23 protein-coding genes are annotated in these 26,504 nt (G+C 46.0%); 4 read left to right on the top strand and 19 right to left on the bottom strand.

The window, feature by feature from the left end; translation table 11 throughout:
* The first annotated feature begins 49 nt into the window (after positions 1-49).
* From AC1D19_RS13260 to rfaH, 4 genes are all read left to right on the top strand, one after another.
* The gene (locus AC1D19_RS13260; RefSeq protein ID WP_477760120.1) at positions 50-637 is read left to right on the top strand and encodes an EAL domain-containing protein; all 588 of its coding nucleotides are present in this window, start codon (positions 50-52) and stop codon (positions 635-637) included.
* Positions 638-659: 22 nt separating this feature from the next.
* Entirely contained in the window at positions 660-1,325 is a 666-nt protein-coding gene (locus tag AC1D19_RS13255; RefSeq protein WP_477763475.1) for a helix-turn-helix domain-containing protein, read from the top strand.
* Between the two features lie 372 nt (positions 1,326-1,697).
* Positions 1,698-3,092, top strand: a complete 1,395-nt coding sequence (locus AC1D19_RS13250; protein WP_477763474.1) for an undecaprenyl-phosphate glucose phosphotransferase — start codon at positions 1,698-1,700, stop codon at positions 3,090-3,092.
* Positions 3,093-3,208: 116 nt separating this feature from the next.
* Positions 3,209-3,715 carry a transcription/translation regulatory transformer protein RfaH gene (gene rfaH, locus AC1D19_RS13245; RefSeq protein WP_477763473.1) on the top strand — a complete coding sequence of 169 codons (507 nt, stop codon included), beginning with the start codon at positions 3,209-3,211 and terminating at the stop codon, positions 3,713-3,715.
* Between the two features lie 141 nt (positions 3,716-3,856).
* Here the strand turns inward: rfaH and AC1D19_RS13240 are convergent, their stop codons facing one another.
* The 19 genes from AC1D19_RS13240 to AC1D19_RS13150 all read right to left on the bottom strand — a co-directional run bounded on the left by AC1D19_RS13240 (position 3,857) and on the right by AC1D19_RS13150 (position 26,045).
* On the bottom strand, positions 3,857-5,932 hold the full coding sequence (locus AC1D19_RS13240) for a YjbH domain-containing protein (RefSeq protein ID WP_477763472.1): 2,076 nt from the start codon (positions 5,930-5,932) through the stop codon (positions 3,857-3,859).
* Entirely contained in the window at positions 5,929-6,696 is a 768-nt protein-coding gene (locus AC1D19_RS13235; RefSeq protein ID WP_477763471.1) for a capsule biosynthesis GfcC family protein, read from the bottom strand. Before AC1D19_RS13235 ends, AC1D19_RS13240 begins: the two co-directional genes overlap by 4 nt.
* Positions 6,693-7,352 (bottom strand): YjbF family lipoprotein, encoded by a 660-nt coding sequence (locus tag AC1D19_RS13230; protein WP_477763470.1) that lies wholly within the window; start codon positions 7,350-7,352, stop codon positions 6,693-6,695. The genes AC1D19_RS13235 and AC1D19_RS13230 overlap by 4 nt, the downstream gene beginning before the upstream one ends.
* Before the next feature lie 13 nt (positions 7,353-7,365).
* On the bottom strand, positions 7,366-8,481 hold the full coding sequence (locus AC1D19_RS13225) for a polysaccharide biosynthesis/export family protein (protein ID WP_477763469.1): 1,116 nt from the start codon (positions 8,479-8,481) through the stop codon (positions 7,366-7,368).
* Positions 8,482-8,572: 91 nt separating this feature from the next.
* A complete protein-coding gene (locus AC1D19_RS13220) occupies positions 8,573-8,809 on the bottom strand; it encodes a hypothetical protein (RefSeq protein ID WP_477763582.1) in 237 nt (78 codons plus the stop codon).
* A gap of 618 nt (positions 8,810-9,427) precedes the next feature.
* On the bottom strand, positions 9,428-11,410 hold the full coding sequence (locus AC1D19_RS13215) for a hypothetical protein (protein ID WP_477763468.1): 1,983 nt from the start codon (positions 11,408-11,410) through the stop codon (positions 9,428-9,430).
* A gap of 741 nt (positions 11,411-12,151) precedes the next feature.
* A complete protein-coding gene (gene rfbD / locus AC1D19_RS13210) occupies positions 12,152-13,036 on the bottom strand; it encodes a dTDP-4-dehydrorhamnose reductase (protein WP_477763467.1) in 885 nt (294 codons plus the stop codon).
* A 2-nt stretch (positions 13,037-13,038) separates the two neighbouring features.
* Positions 13,039-13,578 carry a dTDP-4-dehydrorhamnose 3,5-epimerase gene (gene rfbC / locus AC1D19_RS13205; RefSeq protein WP_477763466.1) on the bottom strand — a complete coding sequence of 180 codons (540 nt, stop codon included), beginning with the start codon at positions 13,576-13,578 and terminating at the stop codon, positions 13,039-13,041.
* A complete protein-coding gene (gene rfbA, locus AC1D19_RS13200) occupies positions 13,575-14,453 on the bottom strand; it encodes a glucose-1-phosphate thymidylyltransferase RfbA (RefSeq protein ID WP_477763465.1) in 879 nt (292 codons plus the stop codon). The genes rfbC and rfbA overlap by 4 nt, the downstream gene beginning before the upstream one ends.
* Positions 14,454-14,504: 51 nt before the next feature.
* Entirely contained in the window at positions 14,505-15,569 is a 1,065-nt protein-coding gene (gene rfbB / locus AC1D19_RS13195; protein ID WP_477763464.1) for a dTDP-glucose 4,6-dehydratase, read from the bottom strand.
* Between the two features lie 2 nt (positions 15,570-15,571).
* Positions 15,572-16,363 carry a glycosyltransferase family 2 protein gene (locus AC1D19_RS13190; protein WP_477763463.1) on the bottom strand — a complete coding sequence of 264 codons (792 nt, stop codon included), beginning with the start codon at positions 16,361-16,363 and terminating at the stop codon, positions 15,572-15,574.
* 5 nt (positions 16,364-16,368) lie between these two features.
* Positions 16,369-17,460, bottom strand: a complete 1,092-nt coding sequence (locus AC1D19_RS13185; RefSeq protein WP_477763462.1) for a glycosyltransferase — start codon at positions 17,458-17,460, stop codon at positions 16,369-16,371.
* Positions 17,442-18,041 (bottom strand): DapH/DapD/GlmU-related protein, encoded by a 600-nt coding sequence (locus tag AC1D19_RS13180; RefSeq protein ID WP_477763461.1) that lies wholly within the window; start codon positions 18,039-18,041, stop codon positions 17,442-17,444. The genes AC1D19_RS13185 and AC1D19_RS13180 overlap by 19 nt, the downstream gene beginning before the upstream one ends.
* 71 nt (positions 18,042-18,112) lie before the next feature.
* The gene (locus AC1D19_RS13175; protein ID WP_477763460.1) at positions 18,113-19,399 is read right to left on the bottom strand and encodes a hypothetical protein; all 1,287 of its coding nucleotides are present in this window, start codon (positions 19,397-19,399) and stop codon (positions 18,113-18,115) included.
* A gap of 81 nt (positions 19,400-19,480) precedes the next feature.
* Positions 19,481-20,578, bottom strand: a complete 1,098-nt coding sequence (locus tag AC1D19_RS13170; RefSeq protein WP_477763459.1) for a polysaccharide pyruvyl transferase family protein — start codon at positions 20,576-20,578, stop codon at positions 19,481-19,483.
* Between the two features lie 18 nt (positions 20,579-20,596).
* Positions 20,597-21,718 carry a UDP-N-acetylmuramate dehydrogenase gene (locus tag AC1D19_RS13165; RefSeq protein WP_477763458.1) on the bottom strand — a complete coding sequence of 374 codons (1,122 nt, stop codon included), beginning with the start codon at positions 21,716-21,718 and terminating at the stop codon, positions 20,597-20,599.
* Positions 21,719-23,011 carry an oligosaccharide flippase family protein gene (locus AC1D19_RS13160; protein WP_477763457.1) on the bottom strand — a complete coding sequence of 431 codons (1,293 nt, stop codon included), beginning with the start codon at positions 23,009-23,011 and terminating at the stop codon, positions 21,719-21,721. It lies immediately after the preceding gene.
* A 324-nt stretch (positions 23,012-23,335) separates the two neighbouring features.
* The gene (locus AC1D19_RS13155) at positions 23,336-25,564 is read right to left on the bottom strand and encodes a polysaccharide biosynthesis tyrosine autokinase (RefSeq protein ID WP_477763456.1); all 2,229 of its coding nucleotides are present in this window, start codon (positions 25,562-25,564) and stop codon (positions 23,336-23,338) included.
* Positions 25,565-25,604: 40 nt separating this feature from the next.
* Positions 25,605-26,045, bottom strand: a complete 441-nt coding sequence (locus AC1D19_RS13150; protein ID WP_477763455.1) for a low molecular weight protein-tyrosine-phosphatase — start codon at positions 26,043-26,045, stop codon at positions 25,605-25,607.
* Positions 26,046-26,504: the final 459 nt, after the last annotated feature.

Here is a 26,504-nt window from a genome sequence, read left to right as displayed (position 1 = left end):
ACATTTTGACGACTCCGCTTGCGCGTCCCGCGCGCCAGAGGCGCATCAGATGAGTGGGATCTACAGTGAAGTACTGATGCAGACCAGGCTGATTGCCTTCTCGCTGAAAGATCACAACACCACCAACGGAAATAAATACCTGAGCCGTAGATTTGTTTGCGTAGGGCAGTCAGATCTCGCCAACTCTGCGCTCACGGAAGAGCTGATACAGTCTGGCGCCGCTCTGCGCGAATTTGGCCAGACACTGGTTGTCGCGCTCAATGAGCTCCCCCTCTCGGCAATCAGCTTCGCAGAAAAAAAGAAAATCCTTCACAACGTATATCTGTTGAAAGATCACGGCATAGAAATCGCGCTCGACGACTACAACATCGACGATGAAAGTATCGAAATCTTTACCACCCTGAATTTATTCGACTACATAAAGATCTCCACCGCCTCTCTTGACTTGAGCCTCAAGCTCAGTGGCAACCCAGAGTTATTCAATCGCCTCCACGAACGCATGACCATGCTCACTCACAACACAAAAGTCTCGTTTATAGCGGACAGAGTCGAGCATGCTGCTAGCCATATACTGGCACGTGCACTGCCCTTTGATTACTTTCAAGGGAGTCATTACTCCCCTGCCGACAACCTTTAAACGCGCAACTCAGGAGAGAGCCATGGATAGCAGTACAAACCTCCCCAGAAAATACTTTGTCGTGGTTACACACAATCCCGCACTACAACTAGAGCTTGAGGCATTACTGTCCAGCAAGCGATATAACACTTACGGCACATCACAAGCAAAAATGTTTGTTGAAGGACTTGCCCCACACGCTTCCGCACCTAATCTGTTAGAGTTTTTTTCCCCGCAAATAGACAGAATGCTCCCTCCTGTTATCAAGCAGGATACACGGCGCATACTTTCGACATTCGAATCTGAGTGGCAAGCTGCTCAGTCCGACACACTTGCAGATGAATCCAGGGATGACACCGGGGATTCCATACCCAAGGGCGCAAACCCGCACTACCCATATACTGAAGCCTGGCATCTGAGCAATGGCAGCGGTGCCTTGGTCAAGGATGACATTGAGGTTGTCTTGACGGGCCTGGAAGCCGCATTGGTTGAAAAAATGCTACACCATGATGATCGTGTGGTCAGTAAAGACGATCTTATCCGGAGCATTGGCAGGGAACCCGAACAATATCGGGGTCTGGAAATGTGCCTAAGTCGCTTACAGGAAAAGTTTAAGAGTGCCAGCAACGGCGAACGTCTTTTCCGAGCAGTCAGGAATCGTGGTTATTGCCTGATACAAAAAATCGTCCGAGTAAAAAGCCTTACCTGACTCAATGGAATGATTCCTGGTAGTGGTGCACAACAAAAATAAAAAGCACCCACACTACTCCATCCTTCTGCCTCACCCTCACCCTCACCGCTCAAATTCCCCCCCCCCTAAAAACCGTACAAACCAACCCACATTATCGACTATTTCTAACACGTCCGGTCTCCCAATATATCAGCCAGTTACGCCAACCCCTCGTTAAAACTCGTCAGACAACACTCGTGTCAATAAATTAATCTATTCACTGATGAGAGCGCCGCTCGTTGGCGTTTCGCTCGTCAACGCAACGCCATCTTATAAAAATAATAACTCTTGCTTCGTCAACTTTGGCTGTTGTCTGTCGAAACGCGAATGGACGTATTTTGGGGATATCGCATGGTTAACAATCTTCGTATCAATCGAAATACCAACCTCAAAGGATTGACCTTCTGGGGTCAGTGGGTACTGGGTCAGGGCTTTGTTGTCGCCCTGCTACTTCTATTGGTTTATTACCAGACTGGAACGGTAGAGTTCTATTATCGAGTATGCGCAACGCTTACTGTGCTTGCATCGGTTCCGGCCTATACATGGTGCGGTGTCTATGCAAAGAAGGACAATTACCTGGAGGGGTTGATAAGACTACTGATGGGTTGGTCAATGACACTGGCAGCGCTAGCTATCGTCGCCTTCCTCTGTAAGGCCAACGAACTGTTTTCTCGTCAAATCATTCTGGTATGGGCTTTCTGCAGCTACATCGGGCAGGCGTTGTTGTACGTCCCACTGCATGGTTTTTCGAAGTACTACCAACGCTCACTTCAAAGTGAGCGTAAAACACTGATCGTTGGTACTGGCGAATTGGCATTGGGATTAGCAAACAAGCTTCGTACCCTTGAGCACTTCCCGTTGGTCGGTCTGGTAAGTTCCGACACCACTCCCTTGCTGGAGACGGGTATGCCACCTGTCGTAGGTCCGCAGGAAGAACTACTGGAACTGATCAAGACCCATGACATCCGACGCCTGTACATCACGCTGCCCCTGAGTGAAGCGGCACAAATCGAAGCCATGTATGTCGACTTGCTGGATGCCAACGTAGATGTTGTATGGGTTCCGGACTTGAACAGCCTGACGCTGCTCAATCACTCGGTCAGTGATGTGGATGGCATGCCGGCAATCCATTTGAATGAAAGCCCGCTGACCAGCCAACCCACTGCCGCGCTGAGTAAAAGCCTGCTCGATAAAAGCGTGGCGCTGATGGCCATTGTCGCTCTAAGCCCGCTACTGTTGATCATTGGCTTGGCCGTCAAATTCACCTCCCATGGCCCAGTGTTTTTCAAACAGGACCGCCACGGCTGGAACGGGAAGGTCATCAAAGTCTGGAAGTTTCGCTCCATGCGCGTGCACGACGATCACGAGGTGAAGCAAGCCAGTCGTAACGACTCTCGGATTACCCCGATCGGGCGCTTTATCCGTCGCACTTCCATTGATGAGCTACCGCAATTGTTCAACGTCTTGCAGGGCCATATGGCGCTGGTCGGGCCACGTCCTCATGCCGTTGCGCACAATGACTACTACTCCGGCAAGATTCTCGCCTACATGGCTCGCCACCGAATCAAACCGGGGATCACCGGGCTGGCTCAAATCAACGGTTGCCGCGGCGAGACCGACACCATCGACAAGATGCAGAAGCGCGTCGAGATCGACCTCAAGTACATCAATAACTGGTCGTTGTGGCTGGATCTGAAAATCTTGGTGAAGACGCCCTTCACCTTGCTGTCAAAAGACATTTATTGACGGCGAAGACTCTAGTAGATTGTGCGCCAGCAACTAAATTAGGGGACGAAAGTCCCCTTTTCGCTTGGTCTGGCGCCAACTAAAGACCATCAACTCGCCAAGTAAGGAAGACTCGGATGATCGCGAGTAAACAATATGCCAATCCCGCCTGGTACCTGATTCACTGCAAAGCCAAGCAGGATGAGCGCGCCGAGGAAAATCTGCAGCGTCAGGGTTATCAATGCTATCGCCCGACTTATCGGCGCGAACGTCTTCTGCGGGGAAAACGACAAACGCTCTGCGAGTCGCTGTTTCCTGGCTATCTGTTTATCCAGCTCAGCGGGCACGACAACTGGGCACCACTGCGTTCAACGCGGGGCGTATTGAGGACAGTCAGTTTTGGCGGTCAGCCGGTGGCGATTGCCGATGAAGTGATCGGTCATATTCAGCTACGCGAGAGCGAACCGTCAGCAGAATCGCTGCTGACACAGGGCGACTTGGTGCGTATCAACCAAGGGACTTTTGCAGAGCTGGAAGCGCTGTTTCTAGCGATGGATGGTGATGAGCGGGTTGTACTGCTGATGAACTTTCTGCAACGCGAGCAGCGTATCAACCTGCCGCTGTCGAGCATTACCAGACTTTAGGAACATTAGGGCGCTGTACCAAAGTTGCCTGGCGCAGGCGACTTTCAACCACGCCCCGCTCGACGTCTCCCTCTTCACATTCCCTTCTGACTGACCACAAAGCGATCGACAGGGCTTACCCGCCCTGTCGATCGCCAGCCCTCATTCCGTGATTTTGTCAAAGTTGCGATAGAACAGATCACTGTCACGGCTATCAGTCATGGTGTGCAGCGAGTAACTACGGTTAAGCCGTGCACCACCATCCCGGGTCAAAGGTGCCCAGACGATATTGGCGCGACGCATCGTCGACATGCTCATCAACTCGTCGAAAGGGATGGAGATGTAGATGCCTTTGTCGAAACTGCCTTCGCCATACTCCTCTTTAGTCGCCGTGGTCAGCGTGACCCAGCCACCAAATCGCACACCGTTGCGGAATTCACGGGACAGGTCGATCGTGGTACCCCAATCGCGAGCCAGGTAACGGCCGACACTGACGGCCGCTTGGGCCTCGAAAGGCAAGTCGGTATAACCAGTGATGTGGCCTGTGACGGTCGAGTAGTCACGCAGACCGAATCCCTGATCAAAGTCACGCTGGCGAACGAAGTTCAGATCGGCACCTACGGACCAGCGCTGGCCTGCCGGACGAAACAGCACCTCACCGCCGACGCCGGCAAACATCGATTCCAGATAGCCGCCGTAGACCATGCCATACAGGTCTTTATCCAACTGCTTGGCGTGGTTGAGCTGGAACGTCGGCATGGTGACGTCGGATGTCGTCAGATACTTGCGCAAGTCCGTGCGCACTCGCGGCAGCCCACTCGGTGCGTCGTAGGTAAACTTGTCATAGTTATTCAACAAATTGACGCTCAGCAAACCACTCCACCAGGTATCACGGGTAAAGCGATACTCGGCATCCGCATCGGCAGTGACCTGATAGAGCAAGCCATCGGGACCACCGATGTTCTGCTTGTAGCCTAGACCCAGTCCATAAGAGAAGGGCTCCCGTGCCCCGGTATACAGCGTGGTCTCGGTGTGCGGTACTGCGGCATTGACCTCGGTGGCGCGATGCAAGTCCTGCAAGGGCTCCTGGTGATTAACCACTTCGCGAAATGTTTCGCGGGGCACACTGGTTTCTTCCAATGGCATGTCGTATCGCTTGTTCACCAAGGTGAACCAATCGATATCGTCATTGACGCTGTTGTCCAGAATCCGGCTGGCCCGTCCCACGGCTTTCGACGGATAGAAGTAACGCGACTGCTCGCCGTAGACCAACAATTCAGAGCCACGCTGGCTGATGCGCTCCACTTTATAACCGGCGTTGTTTTGCAGGCGCTGGGACACATTGGCCCAATTGACCTGATCCGGGGAAGTGGCAGGCGCCTGGGCCGGTAGAGGTTCCGCTGGCGGGTCATAGGTCTTTGTCGGCGTCTTGCGGCTGGCAAAGTTGGTGTGCAATGTAATACCGAACATCGCGGTATTACCGCGCTCCCAGGCAGCGCTGAGGTCAATCGAGTCTGTCAGCTTGTAAACTGCGCCGATGTTGATGGGCGAGTCTTGCTTGATGTCGTTATCGAAGGGTTCGTTTTTATAGTTATTGCCTTCTAATTCGGCTTTCAAACTGAGCGGCGCCCAAGGTGTTTGATAGGCGACACCACCGAACAAGGATGGCGATCCTCTAAAATAATTCGGATTGAAGTCGCCCGTCCCTTCGCTGGGTGGTCGTGTATCAAAGCTGTCATCAACCCAACCAAGTGGGTTATCAAAATCCCCCCGACTACCCATGTATCCCCAAGCGACACCAACGCTGAAGTCTAAGTTGCCAACGCGCTTGTTACTCACAAAGTACTCGCTGGAAAACAATCCAGTACCACCGATGTCCTGAAAACCTAACGCCACTTGAGGAAGCCAGTGACTTTCCTCCCACAAACGAATTTTGGCATCGACAGCTTTATCTTTGTAGCTTTGATCGCCACTGAGTGACTCAGGTCCGTACGCCCGGTTGGTAATGGCGGTGTATCGAAACGAGCCTTCAAGCCAGTCAAAGGGCTGTAGCGAAAGGCTGTAACGAGTATAGGGGCTGGTTCGACTGGCATTGACGCTCAATTCGCCGGCAGGTGCCATACGTGCGGTAGGCGTTTGTAACAACCCCACACCACCGAAATCACTCTGCGTATAACGCGGCTCTCCATGAGCTAAACCACAAGGCAACAACAAGACAGCTGCAAAACGTAACTTCAAGGGGCCACCTCAGCCACAGGTTGAGTGGCGAGGAATTCGGCCAACTGCTGATTGAGTTCGGGTGTGGGTGGATCAAGATCATCGTTCTTGATCGGCACGAGGATTTTGCTACCTGCGGCGGGCCAATACCCCTCTTCCCGATTCCACAGTGCGATACCGATCCGCTGGGTGTGACCATCGGGCTGGATTACCCACAGGTAGTCCGTCTCTGCGTCGGACGAGGCCTGACAGGATCGAAGGTAGTCACGGGCTTCCTGCATCGCGCGATAAGGCAGTCGGCAAGGTTTCGCGACCGCACCCAACACCTCTACGGAATCGGGGCGAAGCGGATAGACAAGACGGTCGCCGTCCGCAATACGATCGTTAAGGGCAAACCCGACCTCTACGGCAACAGGGTCAAGTACCGCAACCTGGCGACCCGTTACCGGTAACCGGCCGATCTCCTCAAAGAGCTGACTCGCCAAGGCCGCCCGGGCAGGCTTGTCAAACAGCATGGCGCCACGCTGCAGTACCTTCAGGTCAAACAATACCCCGACTTTCAGCCGGCGCTGTTCTTCCAGCAAAGGCTGGCGCAACCATGCGGCACCCAACCAGTAACTCTCAGCATTGGGTTGCGCAGCGGTAATAACATCCAGTAAACGCGCCCCGGGCTGGATCTTGAATTGGCCAGGGCTGCGAACGTCACCACTGACAGTAACATCGGCATGACTCAGACCTGAGCTGGCTAATAACAAGCCCGCAAACACAATATTCAGACGCTTCAATTGATAGCTCCCTGCTCAGAACGCAACTGAATGACCTTCAGGGAAATTTGAGGCGTTAGATGCTGCTCGCTCTGAATGACGAAACCATTACTTGGTCTGATCCAGTAACGATTGACGGCATGGAAATCTATTTCAGGAGCATCAATGTGCTCATCGATACGAAGCAAGGCATAAGTCTGGTCCATCACCTTGATGTCCTCGATGCCTTCTTTGGTAAACCGACTGTTCACGGCAATACCGACGCGGTAGCTGTCATAGATATCGATCCAGCGAGTGCTGCTATAGCCATCGGGCAATTGATGCAGTCCACGCTTGAACGGCGACTCGCCCTCCCAGCGGGTACCATCGAGATTGATACCGAGGCCGACGCTACGCACGATCAAGCCGTCGCGAATCAACAACACCTGCTTACCGGAAGCAACCCAGAACTGCAGGTCGCCTCGCTGGCGAATCATCGCCATGACGCCCTCGCTGGAGGGCGTGGTGACTTTGATCTGAGGAAAGGGAACAGCGTCCAACTGAGCCTGGGTCAACTCCAGAGAGTTGGGCCCCATGGTGGACGCTTTGAGGGTATCGAAAGAGGCTTTCATTAGTGGGTTACACCCACACAGAATGAAAGCCATCGCCAGGAAGGCGCTCTTACGCAAAATTATCACGCTTAAATGGGCCTTATCTGCTGCTGGCTTCGCTTAAGTTGTTCTGTGCAGAAGCGCCGATACCGATGATGGATGCAGAAGGCACCAACTGGCTAATAAAGCGATTCCAGCGGGTAACATTGGCAGGCCCTACATAGACCACGTCCTGCGCTTGCACATCAAAACGTGTGGCCAACGCCATGGCGGAAGGTGATTCAGCTTCCAACTGGAAAATCTTCGCCGGTTCCTTGTCGAGGTTTTCGACACCCCGGATCACATAAACGGCATTGCCATTGGAGGTCGCCTGATTCAAACCACCCACCGTGCCCAGCACATCGGACAGGTTCATGGTTCTGGTTTTGAAGCTCAATGCCCGAGGCTGGTTAACCTCGCCCATGACATAGATTCGCTTGCGATCGTTGTAAGCCAGATATAGCTGATCGCCACCCTTGAGGTAGACATTGGGCAATTGGGAATTGTTCTGACGGTTCAGCGCGTCTAGATCCAGCTTATATTCGTGACCATCACGGGTAAGGGTCAGGTTTGAAAGATCAGCATTCAGAGGATCAATCCCAGCAGCACCTACGGCCTCCACGACACTCAGTGGTATTGTCGTGAGTGGCTGTTGTCCTGCCCTGATAACTGCACCAGATACGACGACTTTTTGGCTGGCAAACCGCAATACACTAATATCTACTTGTGGGCTTTCAACAAACTGTGACAACCGGCTGGATATATGAGCACGCAACTCTTCAATTGTTTTACCCGCTGCAGCGACATTGCCAACATAGGGGTAAAAAAGATTGCCGTCCGGGCGAACAAGACGCCCGTTCGCATCAATTTGCTGCTGTGGTCCAGAAGGAGCTGTCAACTCTGGGTGGTCCCACACTGTGATAAACAGCAAATCGTTGGCACCAATTCGATAACTGCCTGGCGAGTAGCTCAAAAGCTCTGATGGAATGGTCTCGCCTACCTGAGTGGCCGCGTTCATAGCGATCAATTTAGGCGTAATAGGGATCAACTCAACACGACTGCTCTCAGGCGTTCCATCACGAACGATTTGACTGGTGTCCATATGTTGACCGGGGGAAAACATACAACCTTGCAGAGTAATACTTGTCAGTATGGCAACAGAAAAATTACGAATCATATCGGCACTACACTAGTTGAGAGCACTTCCTAAAAAAACAAGGCCACTCAGGCAATCCTGCGTGACCTTGTCCTAAACACTTACGACTATTTTATCTGGTAGTTCCGGTGGTACCAGTGGTACCGGTAGTGCCACCAGAACCGCCATTAGAACTTCCGCCACTGTTGGACGCGGCTACCACACCCGCAACCACCGCAGCGCCGACCAACAAACTGGTACCCACAGTGACTGAACCCACCAACGGAGTGCTCAGAGTCAGCGGTTCCTCTGCAGCCATTGCTGAGGTACTCAAGATACCCAACAGCGAAACAGCAAATAGCTTTTTCATATCAGACTCCTTCTCGATATACAGATTTGATACTAAGTACCAAAAAAACGAAAGAATGAACAGACACCACCAAATGAAAAGCATCAAATGACTGCGCATGCCCATCCTTTACCTTCTAGAGATGATGTCACTCACAGATCATGGATGCCAGTGATCGCGGTGAATTCCACCAATGACACATAACGAACGTTAGTTTTGTCCACTGCCATAATTTCATTTTTTTCTATGAAATTCAGAGTGTTATTGACATTTTTTGATAATTTTATAGTTTTTTAACAACTGGCGATCAAGCAAACCGTTAGAAATTGTCAGGGCAATCGCCCGTGCAAATCCCAATAACGGCGTTATTGGCGACCTCCTTAGGAGATACATCGACCTAGTTAGGAGCAAGAATCCTGCAACCTACGCCTTGATCATTACTACGGACAAAAATTACGACATGCGCCGTCTATCCTCGCTACTAGTACTGAAGCAGACTTTGGAGCAATAGCAGATACGTAGATCTAGTGAATCTGAATAATACTTTGGGCAGGATAACTGTTTAAAATGAAGCAACACGAGCGCCCTCATCACTTAGAATGAGAATACGCTCTAGGCACCAGTAATCGAAAAAACATTTCACTTCCAGTCAATAGATGCAATTTCAATGTCTCCATTATTAGTAGACCTACCGAGAAAAAATCCGAAACGTATATAGCTTTCTGACACACCAGAAAAGAAAAAAGAAAATGATTTAAACTGCGTAGTTAAAATAAATTCATTCGGGGCATCAAGATGTGAGTTGGAGCCCGCAGCCATGAATAAAACGTCCCCTTTTAAAGAAGTAGTTCTAGCTCGAATCCGACAGACATAGTTAACACCTTCGGCAAACCACTGATTAATTTCAGTGGATTTCCGCTGGAGCACCCATGCGCGCGAAGTCACTGAAAATGTAACAGGCATAACTATCCGGGTACCCGACCTAATTCTAAGGCTTGCGGTCTGATCCTTCCCGCTACTTATCGCCCCTAAACATGCAGGAGTCACTCTCTCCAAGCCTTCAATGCTGTCAGATGAAAAATTATGCCACCTGTCAAATGACTGATCAAAAATTCTAACATCCCTAGGCTGCACGGAAATATCCAGCCTATTCGGACCAAATTCGTCATTCACGATTAAGCTTTTAACCTCCCCAGTAGTAGTCGAATATGGTTCGTTAATATAAATCGAAACCGATTTGGCAGCGTCGACCCGACGAACGAACTCAGTGGCTCGAATCATACCGTCAATTCGATTGTCGGCTAATGATATGGTTTGCAATTGGGTGGGAGAAACTAGATTCCCCCAATAGATTGGAGATTCAATGTCGGAAAGATCAATAAACCCTTTACATGTTTTACCAACGCCACCACGCTCAAGATAATTATCATGTATGCGAACATGTCTAGCCGTAGACTTTATATAAACACTATCAGCTCCACCATCAAGAATATCATTCTTTGTAATATCTGACTGAGAACCAAATGTTGCTGTAGAAAGCTGCAGTATTCCATATTCGGAAAAGGATCTGATACGACAGTTTCTTATTGAACCGAGATCACAACCAACTTCAACAATTCCACGTGCAAAACCAGTTATCTCTCCATGTTCAACTACATGATCGAAGCATTTAGCCAAGAGCAACCCCACCCCTACCCCTTCTGTCTTAGCCCGGAGCGTGAAATCAGAAAGATATGGCTTCATCTCGTAGGGGCTTGCTCCGCCATCCAGAATAGTCACGCTAGGATCACCGATTGTTAACGGATAGTCAGAGCAAAGCTCCATCCCAGTGATTACTATAGCTGCCCGCTCCGTCGTCGAAGTAGATGGCGTCGTGCTAAACAATTTTTGCCGGGGATTTAGCGACTCAATTACCGTTCGGTTAGAATCAAATCGATTCCCCCCCTCTCCGATTAGACGTACCCCTGGAAACCAGGATATCGGATCTGACTTGAAGCACCCTTCCGTAAAGTGACAGTCTCTTCCGGTGAGTGCCAACTGAGTCATGGCAGGAGTCCAATCCCAACTCGAAGGATCATGACGATCGCCCATAGAAGTCACATATTTCGCATATTCCCAGATACTAATCGGTTTAGTAGACAATATCTGAAGTAAAGAACTCATCGGCGCTGAATCTGCATCTAGGGGTACCCTGCGCCATCCGACCATCCCAGCCCCCCTTGAGGCGTTACTATGGTCTCTAAGATCCCTAAGAATGGCCTGCCCGTCTACATTAGGGGTATACCATACATCCCCATTCCAAAGCCGTTTTTCCAGTTCTCTGGTATTGAAGTACTCGTCGCCTACCTGAAGTGGGCTGCCATCTGACCTAAATTCAGGGTCAACAGGTTCACGACGAAAATTGGAATCAACAACGACCTTTACATCGGCAAAAAGTCTGTCCGTGTCTGCCTTCCATTTAGCCAAAGAAGGTAACGGGCCGGACTCCGTTTGGATAACTTCATCTACCCCGCCATTCACAAATCGATGTTGCAATGAGGAGGCAACATCCGAACGCTGTGCGGCGCTTGATAATTTCTCAGCATATTCTATTAACGCATCCAAGGAAGGAGGTATAGACATTAAATCCTCACCAAACTTGTAGGTACGTTAACATTTATGCTATTAAACAACTGTTGACTAGCTATACTGACTGCGCGAATAGCGTCAAATTCCCGAAACTGTGCCACCGGCTGTTTAGTGTCAAAGCTAGACAACCTCCACAATACTCCCCCCGTCACCCCTAAGGTGGCAGCACCGAGTAATTGACGTCTAGTAATATTTCGCATCGGCTGTCCTCGCTATGCGCACAAACATGAATAACATCAATGCATTTAATATTATCGGCCGCATATTACCTAACGGGATATTGGAATCCGCTACAAATACCACAATCACCTAGTTGTGGAAATTCGTTTATAATGATATTGAACGGCACTCTTAACCTAAAAACTTATGTAATTTTTCTGATCGATAAGCGCTTCCACAATCGTAATCCCTAACCGGCAGTATCTTTTATCGAAATAGTAGAATTTCAGGATTGTCATGAGGTTATTTATAAAGAAATCAAATAACATAAACTCCAAACTTCAAGGCAGCGCCAGTAACCTCACTAGCGCCGTCACTTTCCAACTACAGATTCGATCTTTCCAATTCAATAAATTTTGGTATATTTATGACCGCCACTTTTTTGACGAGCAATGAAATTAATACACCCACACTAAAAGTTAAATCACAAGACCGTTGTAAAAAATCTTATCGTACAACTAAAACCAAGCATAATCTTGGTCTATAACATATATAGACGCACCGGAAAGCTATGCTTCATTTCTCGTGGATTAGTTGATTTAGAATATGCTGAAGCTCTTTTCGCCAACCTCTTGGCAGCAGGCCATGTGCATCCGCCAGTTTTTTGCAGTCCAACACAGACCACGTAGGCCGCTTGGCTGGAGTTGGATACTCTGCGGTGGTTATTGCATTTACCTTCGGTGACTTTTCCAGCAGACCAAGGCTGAAAGCCTGGGTGAATATCTCATTGGCAAAGTCATACCAGCTGCAAGCGGGGACACCACTGTAGTGATACACCCCCCAGCCCAGACTGCCTTCCTGTTTAAAAATTAGCGCCAATGCCCACAGCGTATCGGCAATGCTGCCTGCAGAAGTGGGCGCCCCGTGCTGGTCAGCGACAACAGACAAAGTGTCCCGATCGCTTCCAAGACGCAGCATCGTCTTCACGAAGTTGTTTCCGTGCGCACCAAACACCCAACTGGTGCGCAGCACCAGATGACGTGAGCATTGCGCCTGAAGTTGTTTCTCTCCAGCCAACTTGCTCAAACCGTATACACCGGTAGGGCTGGTAACGTCATCGGGCGTGTATGGTTTGTCACCCTCCCCGCTAAACACATAATCTGTGGAGATATGCAGGAGTGGAATGCCCAGGCTCTCCGCAGCAGATGCGAGAAACCCCACTCCGTCCGAGTTAACCGCATAGGCACGTTCTACGTCAGTTTCAGCCTTGTCCACCGCCGTATACGCAGCAGCGTTAATGATCAATTCAGGCTTGACCGCTTCAAACACCGCCCGGATCTGTTCTGCATTGCTGATGTCCAGATCTTGCGATCCATAACCGAACACGGCAAAACCTTCAGGCACTCGCTGAAGCAACTCGTATCCGACCTGGCCATGAGCGCCCGTGACAAGAACACGCATACTCATTCCCCACCCAGTAGAATTCGCAAGCTCGGGTTACGCAGGTCTTTCTCCGAGAGTTTGGGTGTTTCCACTGGCCAGGGAATATTCACGTCAGGGTCATTCCAGATAAGACCACCCTCTTCTTCCGGATAATACAAATCGGTGCATTTATATTGAAAGTCGGCAATATCACTCAATACACAGAACCCATGGGCGTAACCCGGTGGAATCCACAGTTGAAGATGATTATCCGCCGTAAGTTCAACACCAACGAACTCTCCGCAGGTCGGAGACTCTGGGTTGATATCGACCGCCACGTCGTAGACCGCGCCACGAGTTACGCGTACTAACTTACCCTGAGGTCGATTACGCTGGAAATGCAAACCACGTAATACTCCATACTGAGACCGTGAGTGATTGTCCTGTACGAACGGTAACTCAATTCCGGCGTCACGATAGCGCGGCTCCTGGTAGCACTCCACGAAAAAGCCGCGCTCATCGCCAAATACCTTGGGCTCAATAATCAGAACGCCGGGCAGTTGGGTCTGGATGACATTCATTTTGAAGGCCTCGCGGCCAACAGACCAGCAAGGTATTGGCCATAACCGGTTTTGTGCAGAGCGGTGGCTTGCTTGTCCAGCTCCGCGGCACTTAACCAGCCTTGATTAAAGGCAACCTCTTCCAGGCACGCAACCTTCAAGCCTTGACGCGCTTCGATCGTCTGAACGAAATGCCCGGCTTCCATCAATGAATCATGGGTACCAGTGTCCAGCCAGGCAAAGCCACGACCCAATACGCTGACGTGCAAATCGCCGCGCTGCAGGTAAGCGTTGTTGATGTCGGTAATTTCGAGCTCACCGCGATGGGAAGGCTTTACCTTCTTCGCGATCTGCACTACATCGTTATCGTAGAAATAAAGACCGGTGACCGCGTAATTTGATTTCGGCTGCTTGGGCTTTTCCTCAATAGAAATAGCCTTTCCATGATCATCAAACTCGACCACGCCAAAGCGCTCCGGATCAGCAACGTGGTAGCCAAATACCGTCGCACCGGACTGGCGGCGCGCTGCGTCTAACAGGTTGGCGCTAAATCCATGGCCGTAGAAAATATTATCGCCCAGAACCAAAGCAACATTACTATCACCGATAAAGTCTTCCCCAATAATAAATGCCTGGGCTAAACCATCTGGCGAAGGTTGCTCGGCATAAAAAAGCTCAATTCCGAATGAAGATCCATCACCTAACAAGTTTTGGAAATTTGGTAAATCTTCCGGAGTTGAGATAATTAATATTTCGCGGATACCGGCAAGCATCAATACCGACAATGGATAGTAAATCATTGGTTTGTCGTATACTGGTAGTAATTGTTTCGAGACACCCTTAGTTATCGGGTGAAGTCGGGTGCCGGAGCCCCCTGCTAGGATAATACCTTTCATATGATAATTCCTTTTAAAGGTAAACAGAAAAATAGGGAAGTATGTGCATTATCAAACGCTTTCACCCAGCCGTCCTAATTGGTACTGACCGCTGAGCACACGTTGCCACCACTCTTGATTCTCTAAATACCACTTAACCGTTTTCCGTATACCACTTTCAAATGTTTCTTGCGGCACCCAGCCCAAATCATGCTCAATCTTGCTCGCATCAATGGCGTAGCGAAAGTCGTGACCCGGTCGATCCTTAACAAAAGTAATAAGGTCACGATATGTTTTAATACCTGATGGTTTGGCAGGTGCTAATTCTTCGAGGAGATCGCATAAAGTTTCGACAACTTCGAGATTGCTCTTCTCGTTGTGACCACCGATATTATAGGTTTCACCGACATTGCCACGACAGATTACTTCACAGAGTGCACGAGCATGATCCTCTACAAACAACCAATCGCGAATTTGGCTACCATCACCATATACTGGCAGAGGTTTGCCATGGATAGCATTAAGAATCACATGCGGAATTAACTTCTCGGGAAAGTGATATGGTCCATAATTATTGGAACAGTTAGTTACCAATACGGGTAGACCATATGTACGGTGCCAAGCCCGAACAAGATGATCTGAACTGGCTTTAGATGCCGAATATGGCGAACTTGGTGCATAGGGTGTTGTCTCGGAAAAAAGGGACTCTGTGCCTTCTAGATCTCCATACACTTCATCTGTCGAAACATGATGGAAGCGGAAAGACTGTCGTGCACTGTCTGAAAGACCACTCCAGTAACGGCGAGTGCTTTCTAACAGGGTGTAAGTACCCACGATATTGGTTTGGATAAATTCAGCTGGGCCGTCAATGGAGCGATCAACATGAGACTCTGCAGCAAGATGCATCACTGCATCCGGCTGAAAAGTGTCAAACAACTTATTCAAGCCGTCCGAGTCACAGATATCAAGCTGGTAAAAACTATAATTCGACAAATTCGATACCGTATCTACCGAATCTAAATTCCCTGAATATGTAAGTTTATCCACGTTAGTAACGACATGGTTTGTGTGATTGAGAAGATGTCGAATTACAGCCGAACCAATAAATCCGGCCCCTCCGGTTACGATAATTTTCATAATTAATTAATATAATACCTGGCTGCGTCAATGATGTGTTTTCTTAGAGCTTGCTTTTTGAATAGTGCCATCACCCCTCCATCACTACAGCGTTTTCCATCTGCAATAGCTGTATGAGAGGAATCATAGATAACATACCCTCCATGCTCGTATGCTTTTTTGCAAATTTCTATATCTGCCATAAAAAGAAAATATTTAGAGTTTAGTCCACCGACCTTGTCCCAATAACTTCTTCTTACGAATACACAAGATGATTGAAGCCATGGTACGGTCTGGGTTTTTTGTGGATCGAAACCAGACAGAAGGTATTTTGAAACAGCTTTTTCACCCCAAGAAGTTTTCCCTAATATTGTTCTCTTCGCAACTAAAGCGGCAATAGTTGGATACCCTCTAGCTATATCAGGAATAGTACCGTCATCATTTACCTGCGCAGGCCCAACCACATAGCACTTAGGATCCTTAAAATTACGAACCATTCCAGAAATAGTATGCTTATCTTTAAGAATTATATCTGGATTCAACAACAGAATTATATCTGAAGGCTCAACCCTCATGCTTACTGCCATGTTGACTGCGGAAATGTACCCGACGTTTTTACTACTGCTAATTATTTCAATCCCAGTTCCAGAGAGTTCTTTTAAAACCTCAAAGTTTTCTGAGCTACATGAATTATCAACGACAGTGACAAAAATTTTTGATTGATCATAGAGTTGCTCTCGAAGAACTTTAATAGCTTCCACAACTCTCGAAGCTTTAAAGTAATCAACCAGAACTACATGTATAACTGCGCTCATTTCCTTTAACTCCCCATGATGTGAATTGCCAGTTGCTCCCACCCATAAATCTTTGTATGCATACATGGCTTAGTCTTAGGCAAGTCCGGTCTTATATTTTCTTTTGCCCTTTCAATAGCTGCAGCCAAAGACTCTGGGGACTCCGGATCAAACCAATATATATGCTCGTACAACCCGATAGTTTCATGTGCGTATGGCAAGTCTGCAGCCACAATCGGCTTGTTGAATACTTTAAACTCGGTAAGTGGGAGCCCCCATGTTTCGAGTAAGGAAGGAAATATTAAAGCATCACACTCTTGGTATAGCTCGAATACACGAGACCGCGGCAAGAGCCCCAAAAGTTCGATATTAATAAGCGGATGCCGCTCCACCAGCCTTCTTGAATACTTATTTTCAGAACCAGTTATTGTCAACCAGAAAGAAGCCTGACTAACTAGTGGCTGAGCCTTGAAAATAACAGAGTGGTTTTTGAAATACCTAGGATATGCAGGATAGAACAAAGTAAATTCCTTCCCGCTCCCAGGTAAATATTGTTTGGAGTCAACAGGGATTTTGTCTACGTTTACGTCAGGCTCAGCAACAAGAACATTCTTGATTTTAAATATTCTCGAAAACTCATCTGCCATCCATGCTTGCTGTGTTATAACCGAGGAGTTTTTCTTGATGTTTATCTTATAAAGATACTTATAAAACTTCGAAAACAAGAACTGTTTAGGATCGAGCGGGATTGAGGAAATAGGGAATTTTAAAAAAATTGATGGATTATGACAATAAACGAACCGCTTAGAGGCTTTGACTGTTGGAGTTATATCGTGCAGTGAAAACCAAACATCCGGATGAATCTTTAAGGACAAAAAATAAAAATAGACGTACTCATAAAAAACCCTAAAAAGCCAATTTTTCTTTGATTTCTGAAAATACAGAAACTTAATGTTCTGAACATCCAAAAAAGCATGTACAACAGGTGAAGCGACTAAAAATATGACAGAGTCCCCGACTTTAACATTTGAATCAAATGCCCTTATGGCATCTTGCAAGACCGTTAAAGCGCCGCCGTCTACTATATTTACAGCCGATACTACTGTAATCTTTCCCATTTCTGTGAGATCTCGCTATATGCTTTAATAACTCTGGCGGGGGACCCAGCGGCGATGCTATTTGCTGGAATATTTTTAGTAACTACAGAGTTCGCTCCTATTACGGAACCTTCTCCAATAGTAACCCCTGAAACTATCACTACTCCTTCACCGATCCACGTATTATCACCGATTACAATCGCCGAACCTAAAATCTTACGATCGTCAGGAATAACTCTAGGAGAAGAAGATGGTTCCATGTCTGAGCTTTTATAAACACCATGATCATGGTCTACCACTGTAACAAAACTTCCTATCAAGCAGTTTTCCCCAACCACTATTTCCTCTATCGCTCCAAAATGACAATAGTCATTTATTTTTACATTATCACCAAATTTGATTGATCCATTTTTTGCCAATATCTCAATTCTTAAATCCATGCCAGCTGTGAAATTTTTACCAAACTTTAGATGCCCTTTATTAATTATCCTTGGAAAGCCCTTAATTATACGAATCTGTCGCCCTATAAAAATCTTTGAATACAATAAAAAAAAAGAGTTTCGCAGCAAGTAAGATACAGGTTTCCCGTTCAAAAAAAACATAGATGTAGCGTCCCTTAAAATTAGCATTACCTAGTGACTGAACTGCCTTGTACTTACGTAGTAGATTTCGTTTACGTAGTACCTGAGCGATAGAAATCAGTATGGCCGACAATTGCTTTCAATCTACCTTTCTTTACTGACGCCTTGGGATTTAGAGCAATGAGCGCAGCTAGAGCCAATATCAGTCCAGGAGAAAAGTAACCATAACCTCGAAAGTAAAACTCAACGACATAGGATACAACGATGGATGCGAATATCTTTTTCTTTAAAACCAACGAAACATCAGCACTCTTAGTTTTGGAAGATATAATCCTGGCGCTCTTGCATACAGCAACAATATAGTACATGCAGGCAAGCAATCCAACGAACCCAAACTCACCTATTATTTTTGCCGCTAAAAAACCACCATCTTCGCTATTAAGATACTTTCCAGCGATATGGTATATACGCTCGCTTATTAATGAGGCCTCACCTGTGCCGAGCATTTGAAAGCCAGCACCGATACCATAATCCTGAGTAAGTCCTTTATATATTTCATTCCAGCCTTGAATGTATACCAACGCGCTTAGGTTTTTCGAGTCCTGATCCATTGACACCCTTGAGGTGAAATAGTCAGATGTTGAATATATTAAATCCTGATTTAGCGACGACAAAATCAACAACGCCGGAGCTGACATCATCAAAATAAGCACTACTAAAAATCTTAGCCTAAAAAAAATAAGCGAACTAACGATACAAAACAGAAAAAGTGTCAGATTTGGAAGAAGAACAGACATACATAGTAAGTTTAATACGACCAAAGCCTTTTGTTTGGTGCTTCTAGATACACCATGTGCACAAGCTATTGGGCCATATGCCAAAGCAAAATGACTTTCTTCTGAAAACGGAAATATAGGCTTTTCTAGATTGGCGTAGTTCAGGATGTGTACACCGACAACTATCTCCAACCAACCGAGCAAGGAAAATGTAAAAAATATGATCGCAAACGTAGTTTTTATATTTTCAGCATCAGCTTTCCTTAAAGAATGGGATAGCAACAGCGCTGTTGAAACTACCAAAATAAAAGCAGGAATGCTAAGTAAAGCTTTGGTGTTACTTTTAAACATTGAGGTTGCTAAAGTAAAAAGCAACACGTAAAAAATAAATCCGGCCGTATAAATACCCTCTTTTCGTGTAATAGACTGTATCTTTTTGAGAAAAAACAAAATCGTTGTAACAGCAGCAATAGATAACCCTAGCGACAGCGACTTTAACTTTAATTCAACAAATAGAACTTGAGGCAAAACTATAATTAAAAAAAGAGAAAATAGAAGTGAAACATCAATCGAGCGACCATTTTTTTGTAAAGCGATTTTCATAAAATACAAGCCCAAAAAACTTGTGGAAGCATCGTGGCACCCCACAAGTTTTTATATTTAACGGTTATTAACCAACAATCGTTATATTGAAAACGCACTATCAAGATATTCATTTGATTTTTTCCGCTCAGCAGCTAACAGCTTTCTAGAACTGGAAAAGTCTAATTTACCTTTAAGAGCACCTTCAATATCTTCATGAGAGCTCACGAATCGTTCAGTTAAACCAACCAAGTTTAGTAGGCTTGTAACCCTATTCCCACCAGAGTAAGGCTTCACAGCTAAAAACGGGATCTCAAAATTTGTAGAAAATGCCGCACCATGAAATGAATTAGTAACAATGAATGACGCATTAATAAAAAGATCAAGGAAGTCTATTGGACCAGCGTCACGAATATGCTCGTCTACTTTCAAACCCGCGAAAGGCTCCTGGTCTATCGATATAACCTTGTACCCTAAGTGGGACTTAGCGGCAGCTACCGCGTCAATGAACAGTTTATCTTTTTTAAGAGAATATATTAATATGTACTTTTCAACACTAGGATCTTCTTTGAGATGCAAAGATGTTTTCCATTCCGACTTATCAAGCAACAATGTTGGGTCCAGGACATGCTCAACATTTCTGCTCAAGATCTGACTGATCTGATTTGCCGTGTCTGTTTCTCGACTCGATAATTTATGAAACGAGGTTAAGTAATTTTCAATTTTAGGATATTCATCTTCTTTGAACTTATAACTACCAGCGCTCGATGCGTATGAAATTTTTCTTTTGTTTTTTACAAACTCTAGAAAATAGGCCCCATCCAGCTTAGGATTCTCACCAATAATATTTGGATTCCATATTTGATCGCTCCCACAAACAAAAGCGTCGTATCTGCCTTCTAGGCCACTAAGATCTATAGCCAGTGGACCAGAGAGATTGTAGTGCTCTGAAAAAAAAGAGTTGAATTTTCTTAATAGGCGTCCCCTTGGTAAAATACGTGTAAGATCCTTCCCCGCCCTAAAAAAGTCTCTCGGTTTAGATCCAATCCGAATGAGACTCATGGTGCTAGTAATAAAATGGTTTTTATAGTTGATTACTTCTGGCTGGCCATGCTTTCGCAACGCTTGGACTGTCGCGTAGGTTTGAAGTGCCGCACCATAATTACTAGCATTATGTATCGTAATAAGACCGATCTTCATTTTAATTACCTTAGGTGTTCAATCGGGTTTTATATTGCTTTTTATATCTTGGTACAACGTATGAAAATCAGCTTCCACTTTGTAAGCTGGTTCGAGTACCGGTTCATTTTCAATATCGAATTTTTCACCCAATCGTTTTTTGAACTCAAACATATATTCAAAATGACTGCGCGTTGAAGTACTACCGTCGTTTATGAGAATATTTAGACTCTTTTTTGACGGAGTATAATTTGTGTGCCTCAGATGACTTTCGAGCAATTTATTGAAAGTCACATTACTTGGTTTCTTTCTGGCTACGAATTTGCTTACCGGATTTTTTAATAACAACTTTAAAAAATAATATATATATGTCTTAGAGCGTCTCTCGCCTCTCAAAAGTTCCCTATAAAGATCCCCCCTTACAGAAAACATACTCCCTAAGTTTGGGTATACAAACTCTTGATATGAATGACGCGCAATATGGAATGTTTCTACCTTACTTGCAATTTCCTCTTTTGAACCTGGATTCAATTTGAAGCGGACGCGCAATATAATTGACTTTGTTCTTTTAAATAGAGATTTTCGGTGACCAAAATCACACTGTTCTTTATCGATGGTCAGTAAGTTCCCATTGGAGTCAATGTAGTCTACGGAGACAATATTTTCAGCAATACTGTATCCATATGCCCCAGCGTTCATAAAAACCCCTCCACCGATACTACCAGGGATACCCTCCAACCCCTCAAAACCACCGGCACCATTCGTGATAGCAATTCGAACAAAATCCTGTAGAGAGAAACCGCAGTCTACATGAGCGTAATGTTCATCTATCTCAACATTGGTGAGGTTCTTCGTGGATATAATCACTGAGTATTGAATTTGATCGAACAACAGCACGTTTGAAGTAAAGCCAATTATTTTGAAGCCTATGTCTCTTCTCTGAAGATATGAAACCGCCTTTGTAAACTTCTCCACCGTTTGAGGGCAAATATATATCTTAACCACGCCACCGGTTTGAAAATAGGTTTCAAACTTTATTAAGTGGTCTTTTTTAAACCAAATCTGCTCATGAGAGAGAAAATCCCCAAGTTCCGTCAAAGATGTCTCTAACGATGTGAGAGTATTCTTAATTACGTGCGAATCATCGAATTGAGTAATCATTCAATTAGTCTGCCTGTGTTCTTTAAAAACCCAGCATCGCGCTGAAAAATAATAAAAAGCCAACAATACGGAGTCCGACAATATAGTTGCTATTGCGGCTCCTGATTGCCCCCATAGCTTGGTAAGTGAGACTATGAATACAATATTTAAAAACGCTGTTACGCCCATAAAGTAAACCTTTTTCTTCATGTGCTGCTGTGTTATGAGTACCGCTCCAACACTGTTCGCAAGAAATCTTATTGGTGCACACACGGCTAGAATCGATAAAACTGATATAACATCAGAATATTCGGATCCAAATAAAAATGGTATGGCCCAAGGAGAGAGAATCATGATGGCCGCCATCGCCAACACCCCCAACATAAGCATGAACCGATTACCAGACTTATAAACCTTATAAAACTTATCTCGCTCGAAGTTCGCCCATATATGAAACTTCGGAAGAAGGAATTTTTGATATATCACCGTCGGCAATAGATAGACAGCTGTCATTACAGTAAAAGCAACGTTAAAAATACCCGCCGAACTGGGGCCTATCATATAGCCTATAAGAACGATATTAGCCTGAGAGATAATTATGTGAAATGCACCAGCCAAGCCAAAAGGCCAAGCGTTTGCGGCTACATTCTTTAATGTAGGAGCCTCTTTAGAACTAAACTCGCACCTATTTTCGTGCCCCTTTAACGAAAATCTGCCCTTCCGCATTTTACCCATTTCACTAACACCCCAAATTATTATTGGGGATGCTACTACCGCATATATTACAGCCGCCGTATTTGCCGTCAAAGTCAATGCCGCAAAAAAATGCAATACAGAAAATGCAATTAGTCTTAAAGCATGGGGCGTTAGCTGAATAACTCCTAACAACATGTATCGCTCTTCGAGTTGCAGCTTCGAACTGCTAACCTCGATAAAGACTTGGCCTATAGTGTAAAGCGTTAGTGTAATCAGCACCGTGCGCATCTGTACTGAATGAGGCCCTAGCCAGGCCCATATAAAAATCATCCCTATCGCAAAAAATGTAGTCTGAACAATAAATAAAAATGAGGGATTCAACCAACGAACCCCATTGCGCCCCTCTTCCCCAAAAATCTTAAGCCAGAGTTGTGGTATTCCAAATCCTGCGATCGGGGTAAGTAGTGCCGCTAGGGATAGTGCAGAAGAAAACAACCCGAATTGCTCTAAACCTAATTCTCTGGCCATTATAACTTGCGTAAAAAACGCGCATCCCGCACCTAACAATGAACTCAACCACAAAAGCGAAATAGCTTTAAGTGCCTTACTTTTCAACATATAAAGTACAACTATAATTATGTATCAAGGGAGGAATGGTGGGTTATAAAACACATTGATATCAGAGAGGATTAATTTTGCACGCTACCGCCCCAGGATTTTCTGTCGGTTTCCTGAGGACAAGCACTGCGAGAATGACAAACAAGGTCGGACCAATCAGATTGATCTGTCTGGCTGCCATACCAATAATTCGACTTTAACTACATGGCCTGCATTTTTTAATGCCGGCCATGCATACTAACGGTCTCCCTCGATCACTCTGCAGGGCACATCTAAAGACTCCCTATTAGCAGAGACTTCTACTAAAACATCAACACTGTGCACTTAACTCTTATCGGAGGCGTATTCATAATGGTAATAACCATAAGTATTATATCCATATTTCGCAGACGCCCTCTTTTCAACTCCATTGAAGATGGCACCTTTGATATCGACCCCATTCTGGGCAAATCGATTTACTGTAAGATGAATTTCCCGGGCGGGATTTAGACCGAACCGGGTTACAATCAAACTAGTACCTGATTGTCTACCAACAATTGCAGCATCCGTAACTGCCAAAATCGGCGGCGTATCTAATATTACCAAATCATACAAATCACTTACTTGCTCAAGCAGATCGGTAAAATTTGAGTGCATTAAAAGTTCAGATGGATTTGGAGGGATTTTCCCACGACTAACAAAGTCAAAACCCTCTACACAAGTTTTATGAATAGCGGACTTTACGTCACATCGCTTGGCCAAAATATCAGAAAGACCATTACTGTCTGAAACATCTAAAATCTTGTGCAAATAACCTTTGCGCATATCGACATCGATCAACAGTACTCGTTGTCCAGCCTGGGCTATTACTGCTGCCAAATTTGCTGAAACAAATGTTTTACCAACTTTCGGGCTGGGGCCAGAAATCATCAAACGATTATTTTTAACTTCAAGCATCGCGAAATGCAAACTGGTACGTAAGCTACGAAGGGCTTCAACTGCTAGATCTGTTGAGTGACTAACAGCCAGTAAGGAGCTAGCATTATTAGAGCGGCCACCTGGACGTACGAACTTTTCTTCCTCAGCTTTTTGCAGAGTACTGAATGGGATAGAGGCGTACACCGGAATTCCAAGCTGTTCAATCGCATCGGGACTTTCCACACCCCTATTTAACACCTTACGCACGAGCACAAGAGCAATAGATAGAATCCCACCAAGAAGGGTGGCAAATATTACAATGAATATTTTCCTAGGTTTTACCGGCTTGTCTATATTCACATCAGCTGTATCGATTAGCCGCACGTTACCGACGGTCCCTGCCCGCATAACGTCCAACTCTTGAGACTTATTCAGCAGCTGAGTGTAAATCGCGGTGCCAACCTCCACGTCACGCGTCAGGCTGAGCAACTCTTGCTGGGTTGCGGGGAGCCCCTCAACCTTTGACGCTAAACCTTTTTGCTTTTCACTTAGTTCTGCGATTTGACTAAGAAGTGCACGATAAGCCGGGTGTTGACGAGTAAACTTTCGGTCCATCTCTGCTTGTTGTAGCTTCAGCTCAGAAATACTGGTATCCAAGGCAACAATTTGGTCTAGGATCGCTTTGGTCTCTAGACTTATATCCACAGACTTACTGCGAATTTGGTACTCATTCAGAGCGTTCCCCGCCGATTCTAAATCTTTTCTAACTTGAGGGAGCTGCTCTCTCAAGAACTCCAAGCTTTGAGCTGCCTCTGCGGAAGTACGTTGTATATTTTGCTGCACATAAAATTCGGCAATCTTGTTCAAGATTTTCACAGCTTGAGACGCATCAGCGCTCTCTAAGGCCAAGCCAATAATGCCTGACTCTTTCCCTCGCTCAACTACATCAAGCACTTCTTGATAATCTAGAATACTAGTTAAGCGCGACTTGCGGGTGATAGTGAACGTGGCCCCTGGATTGGCACGCATCTCTTCGATTTGCACCTTCACTCCTGCCTGATCAAAGACCTGCCCTACTTTGCTAGATGCCAAAGTATTACCATCTTCATCTCGCAGGGTAAAACTGTCATTTTCTCCTACAGTAAGAGTTAACTCTTTACCTATCTGGCTCTTTGGCAGCTCAAGTTGAAATACTTTTAGAGACTCGCCTCCCCAATGGAAACGACTCATACCAAACCTTGGACTGGCTACTGAATTTGGATTTTTATTTTTAAATCGACGAGCGATAAACTCGCCAATGATCGGGAAATAGTTTGGTTCTACAACAATATCCAACTTTAAGTTATCAACTGTCTTCCCTATTACGGTACGGGATTTGATCAACTCAATTTCAGTTGCGGAGGGCGACTCCTTCCCAAGCATGCTGCTGACATCCGAAAAACCCAACAAATCATTTTTTTTGGGCTCGACCTGTAACAATGCGTTAGCTTGATAAATAGGTGTTGCCAGAATTGCATAAGCAACTCCGGCGACCATAAAGGCACCCGTAATCACGGCAATCAACCATCTATGGTCGATAAGTGTTCCAAACAATCCGAGAAGATCAATCTCTTCGTTATTGTCGTCCTGGACATTGACTACTGGCGATTGCTGCATAAGTGATTCTTTGCCTTTATTACTGTTCGATAAATGGTAATCAGCGCATGAGGCGCTGTGCCCATGCGTGTACCGCCTCTTCAATCAACGCATAAGCATGCACAAAAGCAGGTTTTCCTTGACGGTAGGGGTCACTGATTTCACGATCGTCTTGCCATTTGCCGAGCAGGAGGACTTTACCTCGAGCTTCGGGCGCAATATTCAGTACGCCGTTAATGTGCCGTTGCTCCATTACCAGGATCAGGTCTGATTCGCTGACAGCCTGAGACGTAAGCTGGATTGCTTTGTGCTCACCCGGTAGAAGTCCGTGTTCCTCAAGGACGATCCTTGCGGTTGACTCAATTGGACTATCTACCAGCGCGGCAAGGCCAGCTGAGCTAACCGAAATGTCGGACGGGTCGAGCGCTCCACGTAGCAGAGTCTCTGCGGTTGGACTACGGCAAATGTTGCCAATACAGACGATCAGAATTTTTTTTACCATGGCACAACCCCCTCCATCTGAAGCATTGACGTGTTATCGCCTTAATACAACAAGCAGCCAAATGGCTGCTTAATAAACACTCAATTTCTTCCATTATGAATGTAAAGATGAACGAAGCCTTCCCCTCTTGGGCTTTCTGAAAAACACCCAACATTTGCCATGATGAAAATTTTAACTGCGAACCCCCGGCGGCATCAACCTTTAAATACCGACTTAATACTTATTGCCACAGCATAAAATTTAGATCCATAAGCAAATCCAGACATAAAATAACATTCACTCGCGCAACCAGACGTAACTTAACATTCGCAGCTTTCCTAATGCTAGCCGACTCAGGTTATGGTATCTATCGTAGAAATTTATAGATGAATATCGAGACATGAGCAAGTAACAATGCTCAACTCTATGGCATCAATCATTTTTTATAATTAACATTTCTATCGTATATATAACAGGACC

This window comes from Pseudomonas sp. P1_C12 (assembly GCF_056406435.1).
The sequence above is the reverse complement of the archived record's forward strand: the minus strand, read 5'-3'. Positions and strand labels throughout refer to the sequence as shown.

Coding starts and splice junctions, on each gene's coding strand:
- AC1D19_RS13260 (WP_477760120.1), top strand. CDS start 50: ATGAGTGGGATCTACAGTGAAGTACTGATGCAGACCAGGCTGATTGCC.
- AC1D19_RS13255 (WP_477763475.1), top strand. CDS start 660: ATGGATAGCAGTACAAACCTCCCCAGAAAATACTTTGTCGTGGTTACA.
- AC1D19_RS13250 (WP_477763474.1), top strand. CDS start 1,698: ATGGTTAACAATCTTCGTATCAATCGAAATACCAACCTCAAAGGATTG.
- rfaH (WP_477763473.1), top strand. CDS start 3,209: ATGATCGCGAGTAAACAATATGCCAATCCCGCCTGGTACCTGATTCAC.
- AC1D19_RS13225 (WP_477763469.1), bottom strand. CDS start 8,481: ATGATTCGTAATTTTTCTGTTGCCATACTGACAAGTATTACTCTGCAA.
- AC1D19_RS13220 (WP_477763582.1), bottom strand. CDS start 8,809: ATGAAAAAGCTATTTGCTGTTTCGCTGTTGGGTATCTTGAGTACCTCA.
- AC1D19_RS13215 (WP_477763468.1), bottom strand. CDS start 11,410: ATGTCTATACCTCCTTCCTTGGATGCGTTAATAGAATATGCTGAGAAA.
- rfbD (WP_477763467.1), bottom strand. CDS start 13,036: ATGCGTGTTCTTGTCACGGGCGCTCATGGCCAGGTCGGATACGAGTTG.
- rfbC (WP_477763466.1), bottom strand. CDS start 13,578: ATGAATGTCATCCAGACCCAACTGCCCGGCGTTCTGATTATTGAGCCC.
- rfbA (WP_477763465.1), bottom strand. CDS start 14,453: ATGAAAGGTATTATCCTAGCAGGGGGCTCCGGCACCCGACTTCACCCG.
- rfbB (WP_477763464.1), bottom strand. CDS start 15,569: ATGAAAATTATCGTAACCGGAGGGGCCGGATTTATTGGTTCGGCTGTA.
- AC1D19_RS13190 (WP_477763463.1), bottom strand. CDS start 16,363: ATGAGCGCAGTTATACATGTAGTTCTGGTTGATTACTTTAAAGCTTCG.
- AC1D19_RS13185 (WP_477763462.1), bottom strand. CDS start 17,460: ATGGGAAAGATTACAGTAGTATCGGCTGTAAATATAGTAGACGGCGGC.
- AC1D19_RS13180 (WP_477763461.1), bottom strand. CDS start 18,041: ATGTTTTTTTTGAACGGGAAACCTGTATCTTACTTGCTGCGAAACTCT.
- AC1D19_RS13175 (WP_477763460.1), bottom strand. CDS start 19,399: ATGAAAATCGCTTTACAAAAAAATGGTCGCTCGATTGATGTTTCACTT.
- AC1D19_RS13170 (WP_477763459.1), bottom strand. CDS start 20,578: ATGAAGATCGGTCTTATTACGATACATAATGCTAGTAATTATGGTGCG.
- AC1D19_RS13165 (WP_477763458.1), bottom strand. CDS start 21,718: ATGATTACTCAATTCGATGATTCGCACGTAATTAAGAATACTCTCACA.
- AC1D19_RS13160 (WP_477763457.1), bottom strand. CDS start 23,011: ATGTTGAAAAGTAAGGCACTTAAAGCTATTTCGCTTTTGTGGTTGAGT.
- AC1D19_RS13155 (WP_477763456.1), bottom strand. CDS start 25,564: ATGCAGCAATCGCCAGTAGTCAATGTCCAGGACGACAATAACGAAGAG.
- AC1D19_RS13150 (WP_477763455.1), bottom strand. CDS start 26,045: ATGGTAAAAAAAATTCTGATCGTCTGTATTGGCAACATTTGCCGTAGT.